The organism is Bacillus sp. MMSF_3353 (genome assembly GCF_030733445.1).
Lineage (GTDB): Bacteria > Bacillota > Bacilli > Bacillales > Bacillaceae_G > Bacillus_A > Bacillus_A wiedmannii.
Genome location: NZ_JASHJA010000004.1, coordinates 192,905 through 210,459, shown reverse-complemented (window position 1 = coordinate 210,459; position 17,555 = coordinate 192,905). Strand labels below are relative to the sequence as shown.

Annotated in this window: 18 protein-coding genes, 1 riboswitch and 1 other annotated feature; of the genes, 12 read left to right on the top strand and 6 right to left on the bottom strand. The window is 38.7% G+C overall.

The window, feature by feature from the left end; genetic code table 11:
* Window positions 1-191: 191 nt before the first annotated feature.
* From RBB48_RS11955 to RBB48_RS11940, 4 genes are all read left to right on the top strand, one after another.
* Window positions 192-599 carry a MerR family transcriptional regulator gene (locus RBB48_RS11955; RefSeq protein ID WP_000285638.1) on the top strand — a complete coding sequence of 136 codons (408 nt, stop codon included), beginning with the start codon at window positions 192-194 and terminating at the stop codon, window positions 597-599.
* Between the two features lie 122 nt (window positions 600-721).
* On the top strand, window positions 722-2,050 hold the full coding sequence (locus RBB48_RS11950; protein ID WP_046957914.1) for a hemolysin family protein: 1,329 nt from the start codon (window positions 722-724) through the stop codon (window positions 2,048-2,050).
* 52 nt (window positions 2,051-2,102) lie between these two features.
* Window positions 2,103-2,516, top strand: coding sequence for an ATP synthase subunit I (locus RBB48_RS11945; protein ID WP_048546511.1), 414 nt, complete (start codon window positions 2,103-2,105; stop codon window positions 2,514-2,516).
* 199 nt (window positions 2,517-2,715) lie between these two features.
* The gene (locus tag RBB48_RS11940) at window positions 2,716-3,264 is read left to right on the top strand and encodes a DUF2179 domain-containing protein (protein WP_088064064.1); all 549 of its coding nucleotides are present in this window, start codon (window positions 2,716-2,718) and stop codon (window positions 3,262-3,264) included.
* A 96-nt stretch (window positions 3,265-3,360) separates the two neighbouring features.
* On the opposite strand, the gene RBB48_RS11935 is transcribed toward RBB48_RS11940, so the two are convergent.
* Together RBB48_RS11935 and RBB48_RS11930 are read right to left on the bottom strand one after the other, a co-directional pair.
* Window positions 3,361-3,588 carry a DUF3923 family protein gene (locus RBB48_RS11935; protein ID WP_087984131.1) on the bottom strand — a complete coding sequence of 76 codons (228 nt, stop codon included), beginning with the start codon at window positions 3,586-3,588 and terminating at the stop codon, window positions 3,361-3,363.
* A gap of 76 nt (window positions 3,589-3,664) precedes the next feature.
* On the bottom strand, window positions 3,665-4,045 hold the full coding sequence (locus tag RBB48_RS11930; protein WP_306007684.1) for a hypothetical protein: 381 nt from the start codon (window positions 4,043-4,045) through the stop codon (window positions 3,665-3,667).
* A 354-nt stretch (window positions 4,046-4,399) separates the two neighbouring features.
* Between RBB48_RS11930 and RBB48_RS11925 the strand changes: the two genes are divergently transcribed.
* Complete coding sequence (locus RBB48_RS11925; protein WP_088064062.1) at window positions 4,400-5,314, top strand: tetratricopeptide repeat protein; 915 nt, start codon at window positions 4,400-4,402, stop codon at window positions 5,312-5,314.
* An 81-nt stretch (window positions 5,315-5,395) separates the two neighbouring features.
* On the opposite strand, the gene RBB48_RS11920 is transcribed toward RBB48_RS11925, so the two are convergent.
* Window positions 5,396-6,592, bottom strand: coding sequence for an MDR family MFS transporter (locus tag RBB48_RS11920; protein ID WP_088064061.1), 1,197 nt, complete (start codon window positions 6,590-6,592; stop codon window positions 5,396-5,398).
* 112 nt (window positions 6,593-6,704) lie between these two features.
* Here RBB48_RS11920 and RBB48_RS11915 point away from each other — a divergent pair, with 112 nt between their 5' ends.
* The 4 genes from RBB48_RS11915 to RBB48_RS11900 all read left to right on the top strand — a co-directional run bounded on the left by RBB48_RS11915 (window position 6,705) and on the right by RBB48_RS11900 (window position 13,230).
* Complete coding sequence (locus tag RBB48_RS11915) at window positions 6,705-7,247, top strand: CGNR zinc finger domain-containing protein (RefSeq protein WP_142291783.1); 543 nt, start codon at window positions 6,705-6,707, stop codon at window positions 7,245-7,247.
* A gap of 41 nt (window positions 7,248-7,288) precedes the next feature.
* Window positions 7,289-8,044 (top strand): class I SAM-dependent methyltransferase, encoded by a 756-nt coding sequence (locus RBB48_RS11910; protein ID WP_088064059.1) that lies wholly within the window; start codon window positions 7,289-7,291, stop codon window positions 8,042-8,044.
* Between the two features lie 142 nt (window positions 8,045-8,186).
* Entirely contained in the window at window positions 8,187-10,694 is a 2,508-nt protein-coding gene (locus RBB48_RS11905) for a collagen-like protein (protein ID WP_142293526.1), read from the top strand.
* Between the two features lie 22 nt (window positions 10,695-10,716).
* Entirely contained in the window at window positions 10,717-13,230 is a 2,514-nt protein-coding gene (locus tag RBB48_RS11900; protein ID WP_306007683.1) for a BC_3345 family exosporium-associated protein, read from the top strand.
* A 54-nt stretch (window positions 13,231-13,284) separates the two neighbouring features.
* On the opposite strand, the gene RBB48_RS11895 is transcribed toward RBB48_RS11900, so the two are convergent.
* Both RBB48_RS11895 and RBB48_RS11890 read right to left on the bottom strand, forming a co-directional pair.
* Complete coding sequence (locus RBB48_RS11895) at window positions 13,285-13,428, bottom strand: hypothetical protein (protein ID WP_000945246.1); 144 nt, start codon at window positions 13,426-13,428, stop codon at window positions 13,285-13,287.
* Between the two features lie 96 nt (window positions 13,429-13,524).
* Window positions 13,525-13,667: riboswitch (cyclic di-AMP (ydaO/yuaA leader) on the bottom strand.
* A gap of 38 nt (window positions 13,668-13,705) precedes the next feature.
* Window positions 13,706-14,167 carry a GNAT family N-acetyltransferase gene (locus RBB48_RS11890; RefSeq protein ID WP_097907285.1) on the bottom strand — a complete coding sequence of 154 codons (462 nt, stop codon included), beginning with the start codon at window positions 14,165-14,167 and terminating at the stop codon, window positions 13,706-13,708.
* Window positions 14,168-14,303: 136 nt separating this feature from the next.
* On the opposite strand from RBB48_RS11890, the gene RBB48_RS11885 reads away from it, so the two are divergent.
* Both RBB48_RS11885 and RBB48_RS11880 read left to right on the top strand, forming a co-directional pair.
* A complete protein-coding gene (locus RBB48_RS11885; protein WP_088609535.1) occupies window positions 14,304-14,552 on the top strand; it encodes a GlsB/YeaQ/YmgE family stress response membrane protein in 249 nt (82 codons plus the stop codon).
* Window positions 14,553-14,615: 63 nt separating this feature from the next.
* The gene (locus tag RBB48_RS11880) at window positions 14,616-15,737 is read left to right on the top strand and encodes an AI-2E family transporter (protein ID WP_048546503.1); all 1,122 of its coding nucleotides are present in this window, start codon (window positions 14,616-14,618) and stop codon (window positions 15,735-15,737) included.
* 75 nt (window positions 15,738-15,812) lie between these two features.
* Here the strand turns inward: RBB48_RS11880 and RBB48_RS11875 are convergent, their stop codons facing one another.
* Complete coding sequence (locus RBB48_RS11875; protein ID WP_088064057.1) at window positions 15,813-16,127, bottom strand: hypothetical protein; 315 nt, start codon at window positions 16,125-16,127, stop codon at window positions 15,813-15,815.
* Window positions 16,128-16,280: 153 nt separating this feature from the next.
* Window positions 16,281-16,489: a binding site (T-box leader), on the top strand.
* Between the two features lie 5 nt (window positions 16,490-16,494).
* On the opposite strand from RBB48_RS11875, the gene RBB48_RS11870 reads away from it, so the two are divergent.
* On the top strand, window positions 16,495-17,532 hold the full coding sequence (locus RBB48_RS11870) for a tryptophan--tRNA ligase (protein ID WP_306007682.1): 1,038 nt from the start codon (window positions 16,495-16,497) through the stop codon (window positions 17,530-17,532).
* Window positions 17,533-17,555 lie beyond the last annotated feature (23 nt).

Genomic DNA, 17,555 nt, shown 5'->3' with positions numbered 1-17,555 from the left:
TGGTATCGGCATATCGAAAAAACAGTAATCTAACTATATGGATAGAGTTATAGAGTGTGAATATACTACATACTTAGATGGCATGTGAAATTTTGTATAAATTATGAATAATAAACCGTCACGTTTGACTGTACAGTTTATGTATTGTATGATGTTAGTAATATAAACAAGGGGGGAAGATCGTTGGGAAGGTGTATCGAATCGGACAGTTGGCTCTCATGGCTCACGTGTCGAAACGCACGATTGATTATTATACGAATCTAGGAATCTTAAAAGCGGAGCGATCTCAATCTAATTATCGCTATTACGATGAAACAGCATTTGAGACATTACAATTTATTGAGAAGTGCAAAGAAATGCATATGCCGCTTTGTGAGATTAAAGAGAAAATCGAGGAGAAGAAGAAGCTGCTCGGTATCAATGAACACGTTTCGAAACAAGTGAATGAAGTGACAGACCATATTCATCGATTAGAAGCAGAGTTAACGGAGTTAAAGCCGCTTTTAGATGGATTGACTGATTCACAACGTGAAAAAATATCGAAATCTTTATCTGGTCAAACGACAGCTTTAATACAGACACTTGTTCTATTATTATAGAAAAAAGTGAAATCCGACCTCTTTAATTTTTGTATCGGGCTATGTTTTCTAATGAACAAATAAGAAAACATTATAGTATACAGGAGGTGGACACCTTAGTTTTTTTAAACTAAGGGGATTCATTGGAAATATTTAATTTAGTCATGGTTGCGATTTTAATCGCATTTACTGGATTTTTCGTAGCAGCAGAGTTTGCGATTGTAAAGGTACGTTCAAGTCGTATTGATCAGCTTGTTGCGGAAGGGAAACGCGGTGCTTTAGCAGCGAAAAAGGTAACAACAAATTTAGATGAATATTTATCTGCTTGTCAATTAGGTATTACAGTTACAGCTATGGGATTAGGTTGGTTAGGTGAACCGACAATTGAAAAGTTATTACACCCGTTATTTGAGAAATGGAACATAAATCCTTCTATCTCATCAGTATTAACATTTGGTCTTGCTTTTATGCTAATGACGTATCTACACGTTGTAGTAGGGGAATTAGCTCCGAAAACGATGGCAATTCAAAAGGCTGAACAAGTAACATTGTTATTGGCAGGTCCGTTAATGATGTTCTATAAAGTCATGTATCCATTTATTTGGGTATTAAACGGTTCAGCTCGTGTTGTAACTGGCTTATTCGGTTTAAAACCAGCTTCAGAACATGAAGTAGCTCATACGGAGGAAGAATTACGTCTTATCCTTTCAGATAGCTATGAAAGTGGCGAAATTAATCAGGCTGAATACAAGTATGTAAATAACATTTTTGAATTTGATAATCGTATTGCAAAAGAGATTATGGTACCGCGAACAGAAATCATTGGTTTCTACCTGGAAGATTCAGTAGAAGAACACATGAAAGTAATCCAAAATGAACGATACACACGTTATCCGATTTTTGGAGAAGATAAAGATGATATTATCGGTATGGTCAATGTAAAAGATTTCTTTATTCGATATATGAACAACGATAAAGAAGATTTATCATCGATTCGCACGTATATGCGTCCGATTATTGAAGTGATGGAAACAACTCCAATTCACGATTTATTACTTCAAATGCAGAAGAAGCGAATTCCGATGGCTGTTTTATATGATGAGTACGGAGGAACAGCCGGAATTGTAACGCTTGAAGATATCTTGGAGGAAATCGTCGGCGAAATTCGTGACGAATATGATGAAGATGAAGCACCACCAATTCAGCATGTGAATGAGCACCATAAAATCGTTGATGGAAAAGTGCTTATCTCCGAAGTGAAAGATTTATTTGGATTACACATTGAAGAAGATGATGTGGATACAATTGGTGGCTGGATTATGATGCAAAATCATGAAATTGAAGAAGGACAACATGTTGAGGCGGAAGGTTATGAATTTAAAGTGTTAGAAAAAGATGCTTACCAAATTAAACGTGTTGAAATTCGTAAGATGGAACAAGAGCAAGAAGAAGAGAAAGCAGCAACTGTGTAAGTTGCTGCTTTTCTTCTAAAGTATAAAAAATGTGAAATTAGGAGCGGATATTTTGATTCAAGCAGCCTTACGTGTATATCGATTACAATTGTATGCGATCTTTAGTGGTTTACTACTTATGTGGACGATTACTCCGTTTGGAAAACAAGTAACAGGGTTTGGTATCGGATTAGCTGTAAGTGCATATTGCCTTTGGTTATTGGCTCGCAGAGTGGAGAAACTTGGGAAAAGTATCGTAATGAAAGAAAAGGCTCCTGGATTAGGAGTTTTAAACCGATTTGCAGCAGCCATTTTAGGAGCTATTATTATGTATGAAATTGAGCATGAAATGGAAATGTGGGCATTCGGTACAGGCATTTTAGGTGGTCACTTTTTAATGATTGCGAATTTAGCTTATGCAAACGTGCAGTTAGTGAAAGAAGAAGAGAAGCAAAGAGAACAGGCTTCGAAAAACATAGAGCTATGATGAAAGGGGCCTAATGGGGTTCCTTTTTGTGTTTAAAGCGAGCTAATGAAAGGAATCAAATTTACGACAAATATAATACGCTTCTTTTTTACGTTTTTCAATAGTATGAAAAATAATAAAAAAAATTAAAAAACCCATCGATTTCTAAAGGTTATGTATGTTATCATGACAAAAGACTTTTTGAAAGAGGTGGATACCAATGTTACAAGCGTTACTTATTTTTGTGCTTCAAATTATTTACGTTCCAATTTTGACAATCCGTACGATTTTGCTTGTAAAGAATCAAACAAGATCCGCTGCTGGTGTTGGATTGTTAGAAGGAGCTATTTACATTGTCAGTTTAGGTATTGTGTTTCAAGATTTATCAAATTGGATGAACATTATTGCCTATGTCATTGGCTTTAGTACGGGACTATTATTAGGCGGTTATATAGAGAATAAATTAGCAATTGGTTATATTACGTATCAAGTTAGTTTGCTAGACCGTTGTAATGAATTAGTAGATGAATTACGTCACTCAGGATTTGGCGTTACAGTATTTGAAGGCGAAGGTATTAATTCTATACGTTATCGCTTAGATATCGTTGCAAAGCGTTCTAGAGAAAAAGAACTGTTAGAAATTATTAATCAAATTGCACCAAAAGCGTTTATGTCTTCTTATGAAATCCGTTCATTTAAAGGCGGATATTTAACGAAGGCGATGAAGAAAAGAGCGTTAATGAAGAAGAAAGATGAACATGCATCGTAAAGAGAAGGGAGTTGTGCAGCTTTAAAAGTGCAGTATAAGCCCCATAGAAAAAAGAGAGGAATCTATATTGAAAAAGATTCCTCTCTTTTTTCTGCGTTATTTTTTTCTGCTTTTTCTCAGATTAACAAGTAACCATACAACTTGAATAATTAGTGGTAATATAAATGCAATTAATAAAACGATAAAGGCTATTAATTTCAGCTCAGGTGTTTGAGTAACACCAGTCCCATCAACCTCTCTTAGCCAAATGATAGCTGCCAATATCCCGAAAGTTATAATCCAAAATATGTTACCAATCCACCAATAAATCCATCTTCTTTTCATGCTAGCACCCCTTACATTTACCCTCTGTTAAAAGTGAATTTTCGTTCGTTACATTTATAATGAAATACCTATAAAATTAATTTTTTTTAACTGTATGTCTAACTTGTTTAAACGTTACCATCTCTCCATCTTTATGATCATCTTGCGTTTGCAAAAGTTGAACTTTTGGTTTGTAATCTGTCCTATGAGCGTGCTCGATATCTTTAATGTTAACTTTGTAGGATTCGCCATTATTAATTTTTTGTTCCAATACTTTTTTATTGGCGACATAAATAAACGTCACTTTATTTTCATCAATGCCTTCAGTCTTAAATTCTAATTCGTTATCTTTTGTTGTAATCGTCGGTGTTAATAATTCAATACTGCCTTTTCCAGTTTCTAAAGAATTTTCTGCTATAGTTGAACATCCGGATAATATGATTCCGATGAATAGAAGAGCACTTAATTTCTTTCTCATAACATCCCCCAATTTCAAGTGATTTTTGATTTTGGCATTGCTAGACTGCTAGTGTGGAACGTAACTGTTTAGCTAGCACTCTTTTTAATTGTACCATAATATGTAAATTTAAACAGGCTGTATATCCAATTTAAGGGGTTTGAAAAGTTTACTTATTGTTTTAAATCAGTATCTTTCCAGTAGGTATATATTTTCTGTAGAAAGCAGTGTTGTCAAAATCATTATGAATTGGCTATCCAACTATATGATGACATGTAGACAGGCGAAAGGACTTATTTTTATGGAAATTACAATTTTTTCATATTAAAATAACGATGTGGAATAGATGAATTCATTCACTTCGGAGGTAGTTACTTGAACATTAACGAGAAGGCAATTGAAATGTTTGAAAAAAATGAATATGTGGAAGCAATGAAACTGTTTCACCTAGCAGTAGATGAATCTAGAGGTGTACAATCTCTCAATAATCTTGCTTGGATGTACTTTTATGAGGAAGAGAATGATGCTAAAGCTCTTGAATTAATAAAAGAAGTTGTTAAGTTGAATCCTTCCTCATACTTTCCTTATAACATCTTAGGGGAAATTTACACGAAACAAGAAAAGTGGGAAGAAGCGAAAGAAGTATTACAAAAGTCTATTTCGATGCAACCATCCAATGAAGCATTTCACAATGTAGCTGTAGCGCATTATAACCTTGGAGAGTTAGAAAAAGCTTCGGAATTTTTCTTGCGAGTTGCGGGGGATTCGGACTATATCATGTATAGCTATGTAAAATGTTTAATTGATTTAGGGCGAGCGATAGAAGCGAAAGAGAAGTTAGATGCTTTTAACAGGAAATCTGATGATTTTGTAGGAGAAATTCATGTAGCAGATTTATATGTTGAGTTGAATTGCTATAAAGAAGCCATTCAATGGTTCGAAAAGGGATATAAAGAAGTTTGGAAAAGCCCCAATTGGATTGGTAGATTTGTTTATGCTCTATATAAAGCTAATAATTTCACCCGTATAAATGAAGTTATACGGGAATCTATCGAAGCGAAAACAGCAGAAATAGAAGATGTTCAAAATGAAGAAGTAGAAGAAAACTGGACAGAAAAAGATAAGAAAGAGTTAATTGAGGAATATACAGAAGAGAATCATTGTTATAAAAAAATGATAGAACGTATCAAATCTGGATATGTTCCAGGGTTAGAATTTGAAACTTATCATATAGGGGCTTGCTATTTGTTTGGTTGTAAAAGACATAATCATCTTGAATATGAAGAATAAAAAAATTCGACTGTCACATATGATGGTCGAATTTTTTATTATAGGCTGCTTGTCTAAAGGTACCATCTCAATTGTAATGTGTTAAAGATGTTTCGTCTCATTACATAGGTATATATCTTCTTTAGAGCTCTCTTTTTTTATATTTAAAATATGGAGTGAAATAAAACCAATAAGTCCTATTCCACCGAAAATAAGCCATGGTGTATACATTCCGCTTAAGTTGGATGTAAAAGATGTACCGGTATAATTACCGATGATAAAACCAAATGCGAGTGATAGTTGATAAAATCCGAAGTAAGTAGCTGTATATGATTCGTTACTGTAATTTGCAATAGCAATATCAGCGTTAGGTAATACGAGTGTTTCGCCAATTGTAAATAAAATTACACAAATAAATAGCCAATATGGGTGTGGAAATAAAGGAATGAGTAAAAAAGAAAAACTCATTAATAAAACACCGTATTTAATAATCGAAAGTGTATTGTATTTATGAAATAGTTTACGAAATAATACCATAAATATGACGCCTGTCATTGCATTTATCGTAATAACGAGTGTAGCAAGCTGATTGCTATTACTAATGTTTTTCATATGAAGTGGAAGTGCGACAGTAAGCTGAGTAAACATAATATAGAAGAAAATCATGATAAATGAAAACAGAAGAAAAGGCTTGTTTTGTAAGATAGCCTGTATTCCAAATGTAATAGACGTGTTTTCAGTAGTGACTTGAAAGTGATTTTTAAGTAAGTAAAAGATAAAAGCGAATAACAGCATAAGTGATCCTGTTAGAGAGAAAGCGTAGATGGGATTGAGTAAGAGTAAGAACCCTCCTGCGATTGGTCCGATTATTGCACCGCAATTAAAACTAAGGTTTAAATATGTAAATAAATTTTTTCTCATATGAGCTGGTTGTGAGCCGAATATGGCGCGCGCAGCAGGTTCGTAAAATGCAGTTCCGAAGCCAATAAGTGCAGAAGAAATAGAAATTGTATAGAAATCAGAGCATATTCCTAAAGTGATAAATCCGATTCCTCTTAAAAATAATCCGGCTATCATCATAATGATATAGCCTATTTTGTCAGCAATTAATCCTGAGAATAAAGGGATAACTCTTGATGTGATTGTCATAACTGTCAACACTGTTCCTACTTGGACAGCAGAAAAATGAAGAAAGCTTAATAGATAAATAGCTAAAAATGCGTATACTGCAAAATAGCCAAAAGACATAAAGAATGAAGAAATAAGCATGAAACGTATCGGTATTGAGAAACTTTTCATAGAACTCCTCCTAATGTTGTAACCAGTAAAATTATTTAATGGTTAACTAATTTATATTATAATTATACATAAAGTCAGAAAAAAGTAAATTTTAAGAAGAAGGTGGATGGAATTGAATCAAAATGCACCAAATGAATTAGAATATATTCGGGAATTTTTAAATACATGGAAAATACCAAACGATACGAGAGAGCCAATTGACATGCTGCAAACAGAAGAGGATATAAAGCTCTTTATGAAAGAATATTTTCATGAAGAGGTTCCATTCCATACGATAGAGGAATTAAAAAGTTTTCGAGAAGATATTCGGGTGGCAATTGAAGGCGGAAAATCATTGCAAAAATGGTTAGAGAAATACCCATTTCATGTACATGTAAAGGAAGATATGAAAGGTATTACATATGAGCCTGTGCACGAAGAGAATGTATATACAAAAGTATTAAGCGTGGTTTTAATGGCGATTCAAGAAAATTTGTGGGGAAGGTTAAAAGCATGCCCAGATTGCCGCTGGGTATTTTATGATCATTCGCGAAATGGAAGTAAAAGATGGTGCGGTATGTATGCTGGAGAAGCAGGAGGAAGAGCGTGCGGTACGATTGCGAAAGTGAAAAATTATCGGGCGAAGAGAAAAGGGAGATCGGGTTATAATGTGTAATTTATATTAGGGGAAGAAAATTGGATGGGGGAATGTAGAATATGAAAGGGACACAAATGTTAGCTTTAAATAAAAAGTGTTGGGATACAGTTGCACCATATTTCTTTCAAGTGGATTGTTTACCGAAATATGGTCCGTATACGGCGTCTGAAGATGAGATTCATATGTTCGATTCAATTAGAAATAAAAAGGTTCTTGATATTGGATGTGGAAGTGGGCATTCGCTGCAATATATGGGAGAGCATGGTGCGGAAGAGTTATGGGGGCTTGATCTTTCAAGTGAACAAATTAAAACAGCGAATGAAACTTTAAAGTGTTGGAATCCAAAGTTAATATGCGGAGCAATGGAAGAAGAATCGGATATTCCAAAAGGATATTTTGATATTGTATATTCCATTTATGCATTAGGTTGGACTTCGAATTTACGAAAAACGTTGGAACTGATTTATTCATATGTAAAGCCAGGAGGAAGTTTTATCTTTAGTTGGGAGCATCCAATATATTCAAATTTACAGTATGGTACAGAAGAAATTGCTTTAAAGTCTTCTTACCATGAGGAAACACCTATTACGTTTGAAACATTTAAAGGGGAAAATGTACAAGCGACATTATATAAGAGAAAAATAAGTACATACATAAATGAGTTAAATAGAGCGGGATTTACAATGGAGAGAATAGAAGAGCCTGAACCATCAAGCTCGTTTGATGGAGAGTTAGCTGCGCCGTCTACGAAATATTATTCTTTATGTAAAGCTAGGATGGTGCCGACTACCTTTATTATTAAGGCGAGAAAGTAAAGTGCTTTATAAAAAGAAGCCTATCATTTTAAATAAATGATAGGCTTCTTTATTTTTTGAAAAATGAGTTCAGAGGTGTACTTTTCTTATAAAAATGCATTTCATATAAAAGGTGTAATTATTTTGGGGAAGGGGGATTGTTGTGCGTCATCATAGAAAATGCAAAAAATTTGGAGTGGCACTGCCTCTTCCGCTTATAGGAGCAACGGGTCCTACTGGTAATAGTGGTCCAACTGGTCCAACTGGAGGGCATGAAGGTCCTGTCGGGCCTCCGGGAATCACTGGGCCTTTAGGAGCAACGGGTCCACAAGGCTCTCAAGGTATTCAAGGTATACAAGGTTCGCGAGGAACAACAGGAGCTCAAGGAATACAAGGTGCCATTGGTGATACTGGAGAGCAAGGAATTACAGGTCCAGTCGGCTTACAAGGTCCTCAAGGATTAATTGGAGAGCAAGGTCCTGTTGGCGATATTGGATTACAAGGACTAGAAGGAATACAAGGAATTACAGGCCCTGCTGGTAGTCAAGGTATACAAGGCATCCAAGGAATACAAGGAGAAATAGGCGAACGAGGACAAACGGGAGCACAAGGAATGCAAGGTGTGGTAGGTGAAGCTGGTATTACAGGTGTAACAGGTCCACAAGGTCCCCAAGGAGTGCAAGGAATTCAAGGGGAGGACGGAACTACAGGTATACAAGGAGAAGAAGGTCCACAAGGAATACAAGGAATTACTGGAGAGCAAGGGCACCAAGGTGATCAAGGGATACAAGGTGTAACTGGCCCTACAGGTTCTACTGGAATACAAGGACCTCAAGGTATAAGTGGAATAAAGGGGATAACAGGTGTAATAGGTCCTCAAGGTCCACAAGGAATACAAGGGATACAAGGAGTAAGGGGATCCACAGGTTTTCAAGGACCAAAAGGAATACGAGGAATAACAGGAGCAACTGGGTCTACTGGTACACAAGGTGCAGAAGGTCCACCTGGAGGACCAACAGGAATAACCGGTCCAATTGGTCCCTCTAGTGGAGTGACTGGTCCATCTGGCCCGCCCGGTCCACCTGGGGGACCAACAGGTCCAACTGGTGAAACTGGTGAACGTGGTGTAACAGGGGGAACTGGTGCAATAGGAGCGCAAGGTTTACAAGGTATAACGGGTCCCACTGGTGCTCAGGGTGCAAGGGGAGCACAAGGTTCTCAAGGGATAATTGGTGTAGCTGGCGTACAAGGTGCACAAGGAATACAAGGAGTTCAAGGAATAACAGGAGCAACTGGCGCAGAAGGTCCCCAAGGAACTCAAGGTCCACAGGGAGAAATCGGTCCAACTGGTGCAGAAGGTCCTAAAGGTGTGCAAGGAATACAAGGGATAACAGGTCCAACAGGAGCACAAGGAATACAAGGGTTACAAGGAATAATCGGTCCCACAGGCACAACAGGAGCGGCTGGAGCCCAAGGTCCCCAAGGAATACGAGGGGAAACAGGAGCAGCTGGAGCACAAGGGATACAAGGTCCCCAAGGAATACGAGGGGAAACAGGAGCAGCTGGCGTTCAAGGAATACAAGGACCTCAAGGAATACAAGGGGAAATTGGATTAACTGGTGGTCAAGGTGCTCAAGGTCTTCAAGGAGTCCAAGGAATAATCGGTCCAACTGGTGCCATCGGTCTCCAAGGTCCTCAAGGAACACAAGGTATAGTAGGCCCAACAGGAGCGCAAGGTTCTCAAGGTATGCAAGGGATACAAGGAATAACAGGCCCGACAGGTGCACAAGGAATTAGAGGCCTTCAAGGGAATATAGGAGAAAGCGGGATAACAGGCCCACAAGGAGTGCAAGGGGCGCAAGGTATCGAGGGACCCGAAGGACCACAAGGAAATGTTGGGATTACGGGTGTAACTGGAGAAACAGGAGCGACCGGAGCAACAGGGGCGACCGGAGTACAAGGGATACAAGGCGTTCAAGGGATTATAGGGATACAAGGAAGTACAGGAAGTACAGGACCTACCGGAGCAACCGGAGTAACTGGAATACAAGGTACTCAAGGTATTCAAGGTTTGCAAGGCCCAACTGGAGTAAGTGGAATGACAGGCGTTAGTGGTAGTCAAGGGCCAGCCGGAGCGCAAGGTAGTCAAGGGCCGATTGGAGCTGTGGGACCTACTGGAGCAACTGGTAGTCAAGGGCCTATAGGTTTTTTAGGAATTGTAGGTGCAACAGGAGCGACTGGCTTACCTAGCGGTGGCGGTTATTTCTTTTCTACTTCAACGAGTGCAATTGCAGCGAATGCGTTAATACCAATCAATTCTGGATCTACAACTTTTGGTTCCGGTGTCAGTTTAACAAATGCAACAACTGTAACGTTAAGTACGCCGGGAATATATTTAGTAAGCTATTATTTTCAAGGTGATCCAAATGGGGGGAATGAAACGATTTCTGTGAGTCTTACTTTAAATGGAACGCAAGTCGCAGGGAGTTTTATTTTTTATGTTACAGGAGGTACTTTTGTATTAGAACCAGCGGTTTCGAATACGATGGTCATTAATGTTACTTCTTCAAATGCTACTTTATCTTTGCAAAATGGTCCATTAGCTATTGGGCATGTAACGACATTATCTGGAGTGATAACAGCTAGTTTAAATGTATTAAAAATAGTTTGACACGTTAGTTATAACGGGGGAGATGCTTGTGAGGGATCAAGATAAGTGTAGTAAGTTTCAAGCACCTATTCCTTTTCCGGCGTCAGGTATTACGGGGCCAACAGGTCCAACGGGTCCGACAGGTTCTTTAGGTGGACCGACTGGCCCGCAAGGAATACAAGGCGTACAAGGACCAATTGGTCCAACAGGTCCGACAGGAATTCAAGGAGTGCAAGGGGTGCAGGGAGAAATTGGCCCAACTGGTCCAACTGGCTTAACAGGACCACAAGGTGCTCAAGGTAGTCAAGGTCCGATGGGGGAACAAGGTCCACGGGGAATTCAAGGTGTTCAAGGTATACAAGGCGAAAGGGGTCCGACTGGTCCAACAGGTATTCAAGGGATACAAGGAATACCTGGACCAATGGGAGAAACAGGTCCAACCGGAATACAAGGTATACAAGGAGTGCAAGGAGAAATTGGTCTAACCGGCCCAACCGGAATACAAGGTATACAAGGAGTGCAAGGAGAAATCGGTCCAACTGGTCCAACTGGAAATACGGGTATACAAGGTGTTCAAGGTAATTTAGGGAGTAGTGGTTTACAAGGGGTAACAGGAATACAAGGCATTCAAGGGCCGATTGGTCCAACAGGTCCAACAGGTTCTCAAGGAATACAAGGTCCACAAGGGCCGATGGGACCAACAGGAGCAACTGGCATTCAAGGTTTACAAGGTCCACAAGGTGAGGTGGGTCTAACCGGTCCAACCGGCTCTCAAGGAATTCAAGGGGTGCAAGGTGTAATAGGCCCAACAGGGGCAACTGGCTTGCAAGGAGATCCAGGTCCAACCGGCTCGACAGGTCAGGCGGGAGTAACAGGTCCAACTGGATCTGCAACAGGTCCAACAGGAGCAACGGGTCCAACAGGTCCACCAGGAGGCCCAACAGGTCCAACGGGTCCAGCAGGATCACCGGGAGGTCCAACAGGTCCGACTGGAGCAACAGGGGCAACAGGGGCGACCGGAGCAACAGGAGCGACTGGAATTCAAGGAGTGCAAGGAATACAGGGACCGACAGGGGCAACCGGTTTAACAGGTTTGCAAGGAGTACAGGGACCGATGGGGGTAACAGGTCCAACGGGTGATCAAGGTATTCAAGGTCCACAAGGAGTAATGGGAGCAACAGGTCCAACGGGTTTACAAGGTCTACAAGGAGTACAGGGACCGATAGGAGCAACAGGCCCAACCGGTCAACAAGGAGTGCAAGGGGCACAAGGTCCAATTGGTCCAACAGGTCCGCAAGGAATACAAGGAATACAAGGTGAGCAAGGAGTAATGGGAGCAACTGGACCAACAGGCTTACAAGGTCTGCAAGGAATCCAAGGTCCACTCGGTCCAACCGGTCCTCAAGGTTTACAAGGAGTGCAAGGGATAAGTGGTATAACAGGTCCAACTGGTCCTCAAGGAATCCAAGGAATTCAAGGTCCACAAGGGGATATAGGTCCAACCGGTGCGACTGGAATACAAGGAGTGCAAGGTCCAGAGGGTCCAACTGGTCCAACGGGTGCAACAGGCCCGCAAGGAATTCAGGGAATACAAGGAATCCAGGGTCCAGCCGGTCCACAGGGAATTCAAGGTCTGCAAGGAATTCAAGGTCCGATTGGTCCAACAGGCCCAACTGGACCTCAAGGCATACAAGGTATAACTGGCTCGACGGGTCCAAGCGGAGCAACCGGAGCAACAGGTCCGACGGGAGTAACGGGCCCTCAAGGTCCTCAAGGAATCCAAGGCCCACAAGGAGTAACCGGACCAACGGGAGCGACTGGAGCGACGGGAGTAACGGGTCCACAAGGAATCCAAGGAATCCAAGGCCCACAGGGGATAACGGGTCCGACGGGAGCAACCGGAGTGACTGGAATAACAGGCCCACAAGGAATCCAAGGAATTCAAGGCCCACAAGGTGTGACGGGAGCAACCGGAGCAACCGGAGCGACTGGATCGACTGGTGCAACAGGACCGACAGGAATCCAAGGAATCCAAGGAATAACAGGAGCAACAGGGGGAACGGGAATAACAGGCCCAACAGGTGCTACGGGCCCAACCGGCTTAACCGGAGCAACTGGATCGTCTGCTATATCAACAGGTGGCGGCTATTTCTTCTCTACCTCAACAAGTACAATTGCAGCAAATGCCAACATCCCAATTAATTCTGGATCCACTGTATATGGAACTGGTGTATCTTTAACTAGTGCTACAACTGTCACAGTATCCACACCAGGAATATATTTAGTAAGCTACTATTTCCAAGGGGACGCGACTGGTGGGAATGAGACAGTATCTGTTAGGTTGCTATTAAATGGAACACAAGTAACAGGGAGTTTCATACAAAATGTGACGACATCAACGGTAGTAATCGAACCTGCCATTTCAAATACGCTTCTTGTGAATGTAACGAGTGCTAATTCAACATTAATATTACAAAATGGCCCGTTAGGTGTAGGGCATGTGACGACTATAGCAGGTGCGATTACGGCAAGTTTAAATGTAGTGAGAATACTATAAGGAATATAAAAAACACAAGGAATGTCTGTATAGACACACCTTGTGTTTTTTTCTTTATCTTTTCGGTTGAAAAATATGTTGAAAGAAGTATTTGTGATGTAAGTTATCTACAACTTTATTAGCTTGATATGTGCGATGTTGTTCGAGTCGAAGTCTTTGCTCCATCATTTTTATTGCGTGATCAGATAAACGTAACATTATACATGTCTCCTTTTCTATAAATATAGGTGTCTATTGGTATCGATCCCATATTTATAATTAAGGAGGTACACTGTGTAACATAGGCAAAAAGCACCTTCCTCTCCCATTACGCTTACGAGGTTAGCTGTCGGACTCGGGAAGTGAGAGTTTCCCTACTTAAATAAGATTCGCCCCAAGTAGCATGGCTACAAAAATGGTTCCCCCGCTCCAAAATTTGGACTCAGCAAAAGGATTTATAAAGTAAAGGATAACATAAATAAATTGATGAGTCAAACTATTTTATGTTTTCTGATTTTTTTAGCGAGGTTAAAACCACTCCATCGGGTAATATAATATCATTTATTTTAATAAATCCATGTTTTTTATATAAAGACAGAGCAGGTGTATTTTCTTTCCCTGTTTGTACAATATATGTTTGTGAAGGGGAGAACATGTCAAATACATAAAGTAGTAGTTTTGTGGCGATTCCTTTATGAAAATGATCGGGGGATACTACTAAACGATGAATATCAACTTCCTCTTCATCCATTTTAAAAGAAATAAACCCAGCAAGTGTATCTTCATAAAAATAGCCGTAAAAAATTTCATCACATAATTGAATATCGGTTACAGTATCATAAAGACGAGGAATAGCCGTACTATTTATATATTTTGCTTCAATTTCATAAGCGGGTATTTGAATGTTTAAAATAGAAGTAGCGGTGTTGTGAGAAGTTGTTACTAATTTTTGAATCATAGGGTAAAACCTCCTTATAGACTTTATTTTCATAGATTTGACAAGATTTTTCTTTATTGGATATAATAATTATAATAGTTACATAACAATTTAGTATGAAAAAGAAATACACCATAATAGAAATGGAGGGCTAAAGATGGGATGGATTATCACATTAATAGTTGGTGCTATTATAGGTGCAATTGCAGGTTCTATAACGGGTAAAAATTTTCCGGGTGGTATGTTTGGAAATATTATCGCAGGTTTGTTAGGTGCTTCATTAGGTGGTAGACTATTTGGAGCTTTTGGGCCATCATTTGGTGGGATTCATGTCGTGCCAGCATTATTAGGTGCGATCGTATTAATTCTTATTGTATCATTTGTAGTGAAAGCTGCAAGAAAATAAAGATATAGATCATGATGAAAAGCCCTGAATAAGGGCTTTTCATCATTCGAAGAGGTGGTATCATTGGAGAAATTAAATATTAGAAAAAGAGATAAGTTGAAAAAGTTTTTTAGAGAACAAAATTATTTAGCGGTGTTACTCGGCTTTGCGTTATTGTTTATTAACATATTACTGCTAACGAAAATTTCTTTTGTTTTTACTCCGTTTATCGTCTTTTTAAAAACAATTTTCTTCCCCGTATTATTAGCGGGAGTGCTATTTTATATTTTGCATCCATTCGTTTCGCTTTTAGAAAAGAAAGGTGTTTCAAGAATCGTATCAATCGCTTCTATATATATAATAGTACTAGGATTATTTGTATTTTTAGTTGTAACAGTAATCCCGATTATTAAAGATCAAATTGATGCATTAATAGATAACTTACCGTATTTCGGTCATGAAATTGAACGAGCAGCACGTAGATTCGGGGAAAGTAATTTACTAGGCAAAATTCAAGAGAATTTAAATATTGATGTAGCGAGTATGGTAAAAGACTACACAGTTGATTTTACGAAGTCGCTATCATCAGTAACTGGAAATGTAACTGGATTTTTAAGTACTGTTACAGAGGTCGTTTTAACGTTTGTAATGGTTCCGTTTATATTGTTCTATCTTTTAAAAGATGGTGAACAATTACCGAACCACTTTTTAAAGTTTATTTCAGAGCAAAGACAACCAGCAGCGATGAGAATACTAGATGATATGCATTATGCGATTAGCTCGTATATTAGAGGACAAATTATCGTTAGCTTGTTTATCGGTATTATGCTATTAATCGGTTACCTTATTATTGGTATTAAATATGCGGTATTACTCGCTATTTTAGCAATGATTGTAAATATCGTTCCGTACGTAGGACCAATCATTGCAATTACACCAGCATTAATTATCGCATTTATTGACTCGCCAGCAATGGTGTTAAAAGTAATTATTGTAATGATGGTCGTACAATTAGCAGAAGGTAAATTTATTTCTCCGCAAGTTATGGGAAAAAAGCTAGACATTCACCCAATTACTATCATTTTTATTATTTTAACTGCCGGAAATTTATTTGGAATTATGGGGATTATTTTAGCAATTCCAGGATATGCGATATTAAAAGTGTTAGTAACGCATAGTTATAGATTTGTTAAGTTGAATACGTAAAAAAAGAGCTAAAACAGATAAAACTGTTTTAGCCCTTTTTTTATTTATACTCTTGTTGAAGTAAACAAATAAACCTTATGCGTAGGCTTTTAATTCAATGATAGGTAGATTGCTTTCCTTTAGTTTGTAATCAAAAATTAAATCGTCCATGCGAAAATTAGCATCTACTTCAAGAGAAATGAAGGTACCCCCGATTTCTACTTGATTTCCGTTCTCATTTTCAAAAGTGAGCGCACCGTCAAATGTTTCTATGTACTCATCGCAGGTGTATAAATATATTGCGATAGGTGTGAAATGTATAATTACCCCTAAAGTATCATCGTGACTATTATCATCGTTCTTAAATACATCAATCTTAAACGTATCATTCTTTTTAGTAAACCAACCCATGACATCACCTCGTTTTTGTATTACAAATCAATTCTATATATATTGATTATATATCGTTCGGAATGAATTGGTAATAACTATTGTTAAAACTTAATAAAAATAGAAAATTCAGTTTTGAGAGAACGAGAAATGTGATAAACTGTAAAAAAATAACGAAAAGCAATGAAAGAGAAGAGTACATATTCAAAACTTTGCAGAGAGCTGATATGTGGTGGAAATCAGTAAGGGATGAATATGGAATGGGCTCCGGAGCTTCTAGCTGAAATGAGTAGGCAAAGACGGTTACTTCACGTTACGAAGTTGAAGTGAGCTATGAATGATAGCTAATGAAGGTGGTACCACGGGAGTCTCTCGTCCTTTTTATAGGATGAGGGGCTCTTTTTATTTTAAGGAAGGAGGAGTTAGGGTGAGCGAAAAAATAATGTTAACAGGAATTAAGCCGACAGGTTATCCTCATTTAGGAAATTATATTGGTGCGATTAAACCTGCATTACAAATGTCAAAGAAGAATGAAGGAAAAGCATTGTATTTTATAGCGGATTATCATGCGTTAAATGCTGTTCATGATCCAAGTCAGTTTAGTAGTTATACGAAAGAGGTAGCAGCTACTTGGTTATCACTTGGACTTGGAGAAGATGTTATTTTCTACCGACAAACAGAAGTGCCGGAGATTCTAGAATTAGCTTGGATATTAGCTTGCCTAACTCCGAAAGGGATTATGAACCGTGCCCATGCGTATAAAGCGAAGGTGGAGAAAAATAAAGAATTGGGTTTAGAGGTAGATGCAGGCGTGAATATGGGATTATATACGTATCCGATTTTAATGGCAGCTGACATCTTACTATTTCAAGCTACTCATGTGCCGGTAGGGAAAGACCAAATTCAGCATATTGAAATCGCGCGTGATATTGCGACGTATTTTAATCATACATTTGGTATGACATTTACGCTTCCGGAGTATGTCATACAAGAAGAAGGTGCCATTTTACCTGGTCTTGATGGAAGGAAGATGAGTAAAAGTTATGGAAATGTGATCCCATTATTTACAGAGCAAGAAAAACTACGAAAATTAATATTTAAAATCAAAACAGATTCTTCACTTCCAAATGAACCGAAAGAACTAGAAACGTTATTTATGATATATAAAGAATTTGCGACAGAAGATGAAATACAGTCGATGCGCGAAAAGTATGAAACTGGAATCGGATGGGGCGATGTGAAAAAAGAGTTGTTTCGCGTTGTAGACCGTGAATTAGCTGGACCTCGTGAAAAGTACGCTCTGTATATGAATGAGCCAAGTTTATTATATGAAGCGTTAGAAAAAGGTGCTGAGCGGGCGCGTACTATTGCGAAGGTAAATTTAGCAGAAATTAAAAAACGGATTGGGTTTGAGAGGGAACGCTGAGCGTTCCCTTGTTTTTTTTATAA

Excerpts from the sequence above, each read along its gene's own strand:
- RBB48_RS11940 (WP_088064064.1), top strand. The coding sequence starts at position 2,716 with ATGTTACAAGCGTTACTTATTTTTGTGCTTCAAATTATTTACGTTCCA.
- RBB48_RS11935 (WP_087984131.1), bottom strand. The coding sequence starts at position 3,588 with ATGAAAAGAAGATGGATTTATTGGTGGATTGGTAACATATTTTGGATT.
- RBB48_RS11930 (WP_306007684.1), bottom strand. The coding sequence starts at position 4,045 with ATGAGAAAGAAATTAAGTGCTCTTCTATTCATCGGAATCATATTATCC.
- RBB48_RS11920 (WP_088064061.1), bottom strand. The coding sequence starts at position 6,592 with ATGAAAAGTTTCTCAATACCGATACGTTTCATGCTTATTTCTTCATTC.
- RBB48_RS11910 (WP_088064059.1), top strand. The coding sequence starts at position 7,289 with ATGAAAGGGACACAAATGTTAGCTTTAAATAAAAAGTGTTGGGATACA.
- RBB48_RS11900 (WP_306007683.1), top strand. The coding sequence starts at position 10,717 with ATGCTTGTGAGGGATCAAGATAAGTGTAGTAAGTTTCAAGCACCTATT.
- RBB48_RS11895 (WP_000945246.1), bottom strand. The coding sequence starts at position 13,428 with ATGTTACGTTTATCTGATCACGCAATAAAAATGATGGAGCAAAGACTT.
- RBB48_RS11890 (WP_097907285.1), bottom strand. The coding sequence starts at position 14,167 with ATGATTCAAAAATTAGTAACAACTTCTCACAACACCGCTACTTCTATT.
- RBB48_RS11885 (WP_088609535.1), top strand. The coding sequence starts at position 14,304 with ATGGGATGGATTATCACATTAATAGTTGGTGCTATTATAGGTGCAATT.
- RBB48_RS11875 (WP_088064057.1), bottom strand. The coding sequence starts at position 16,127 with ATGGGTTGGTTTACTAAAAAGAATGATACGTTTAAGATTGATGTATTT.
- RBB48_RS11870 (WP_306007682.1), top strand. The coding sequence starts at position 16,495 with ATGAGGGGCTCTTTTTATTTTAAGGAAGGAGGAGTTAGGGTGAGCGAA.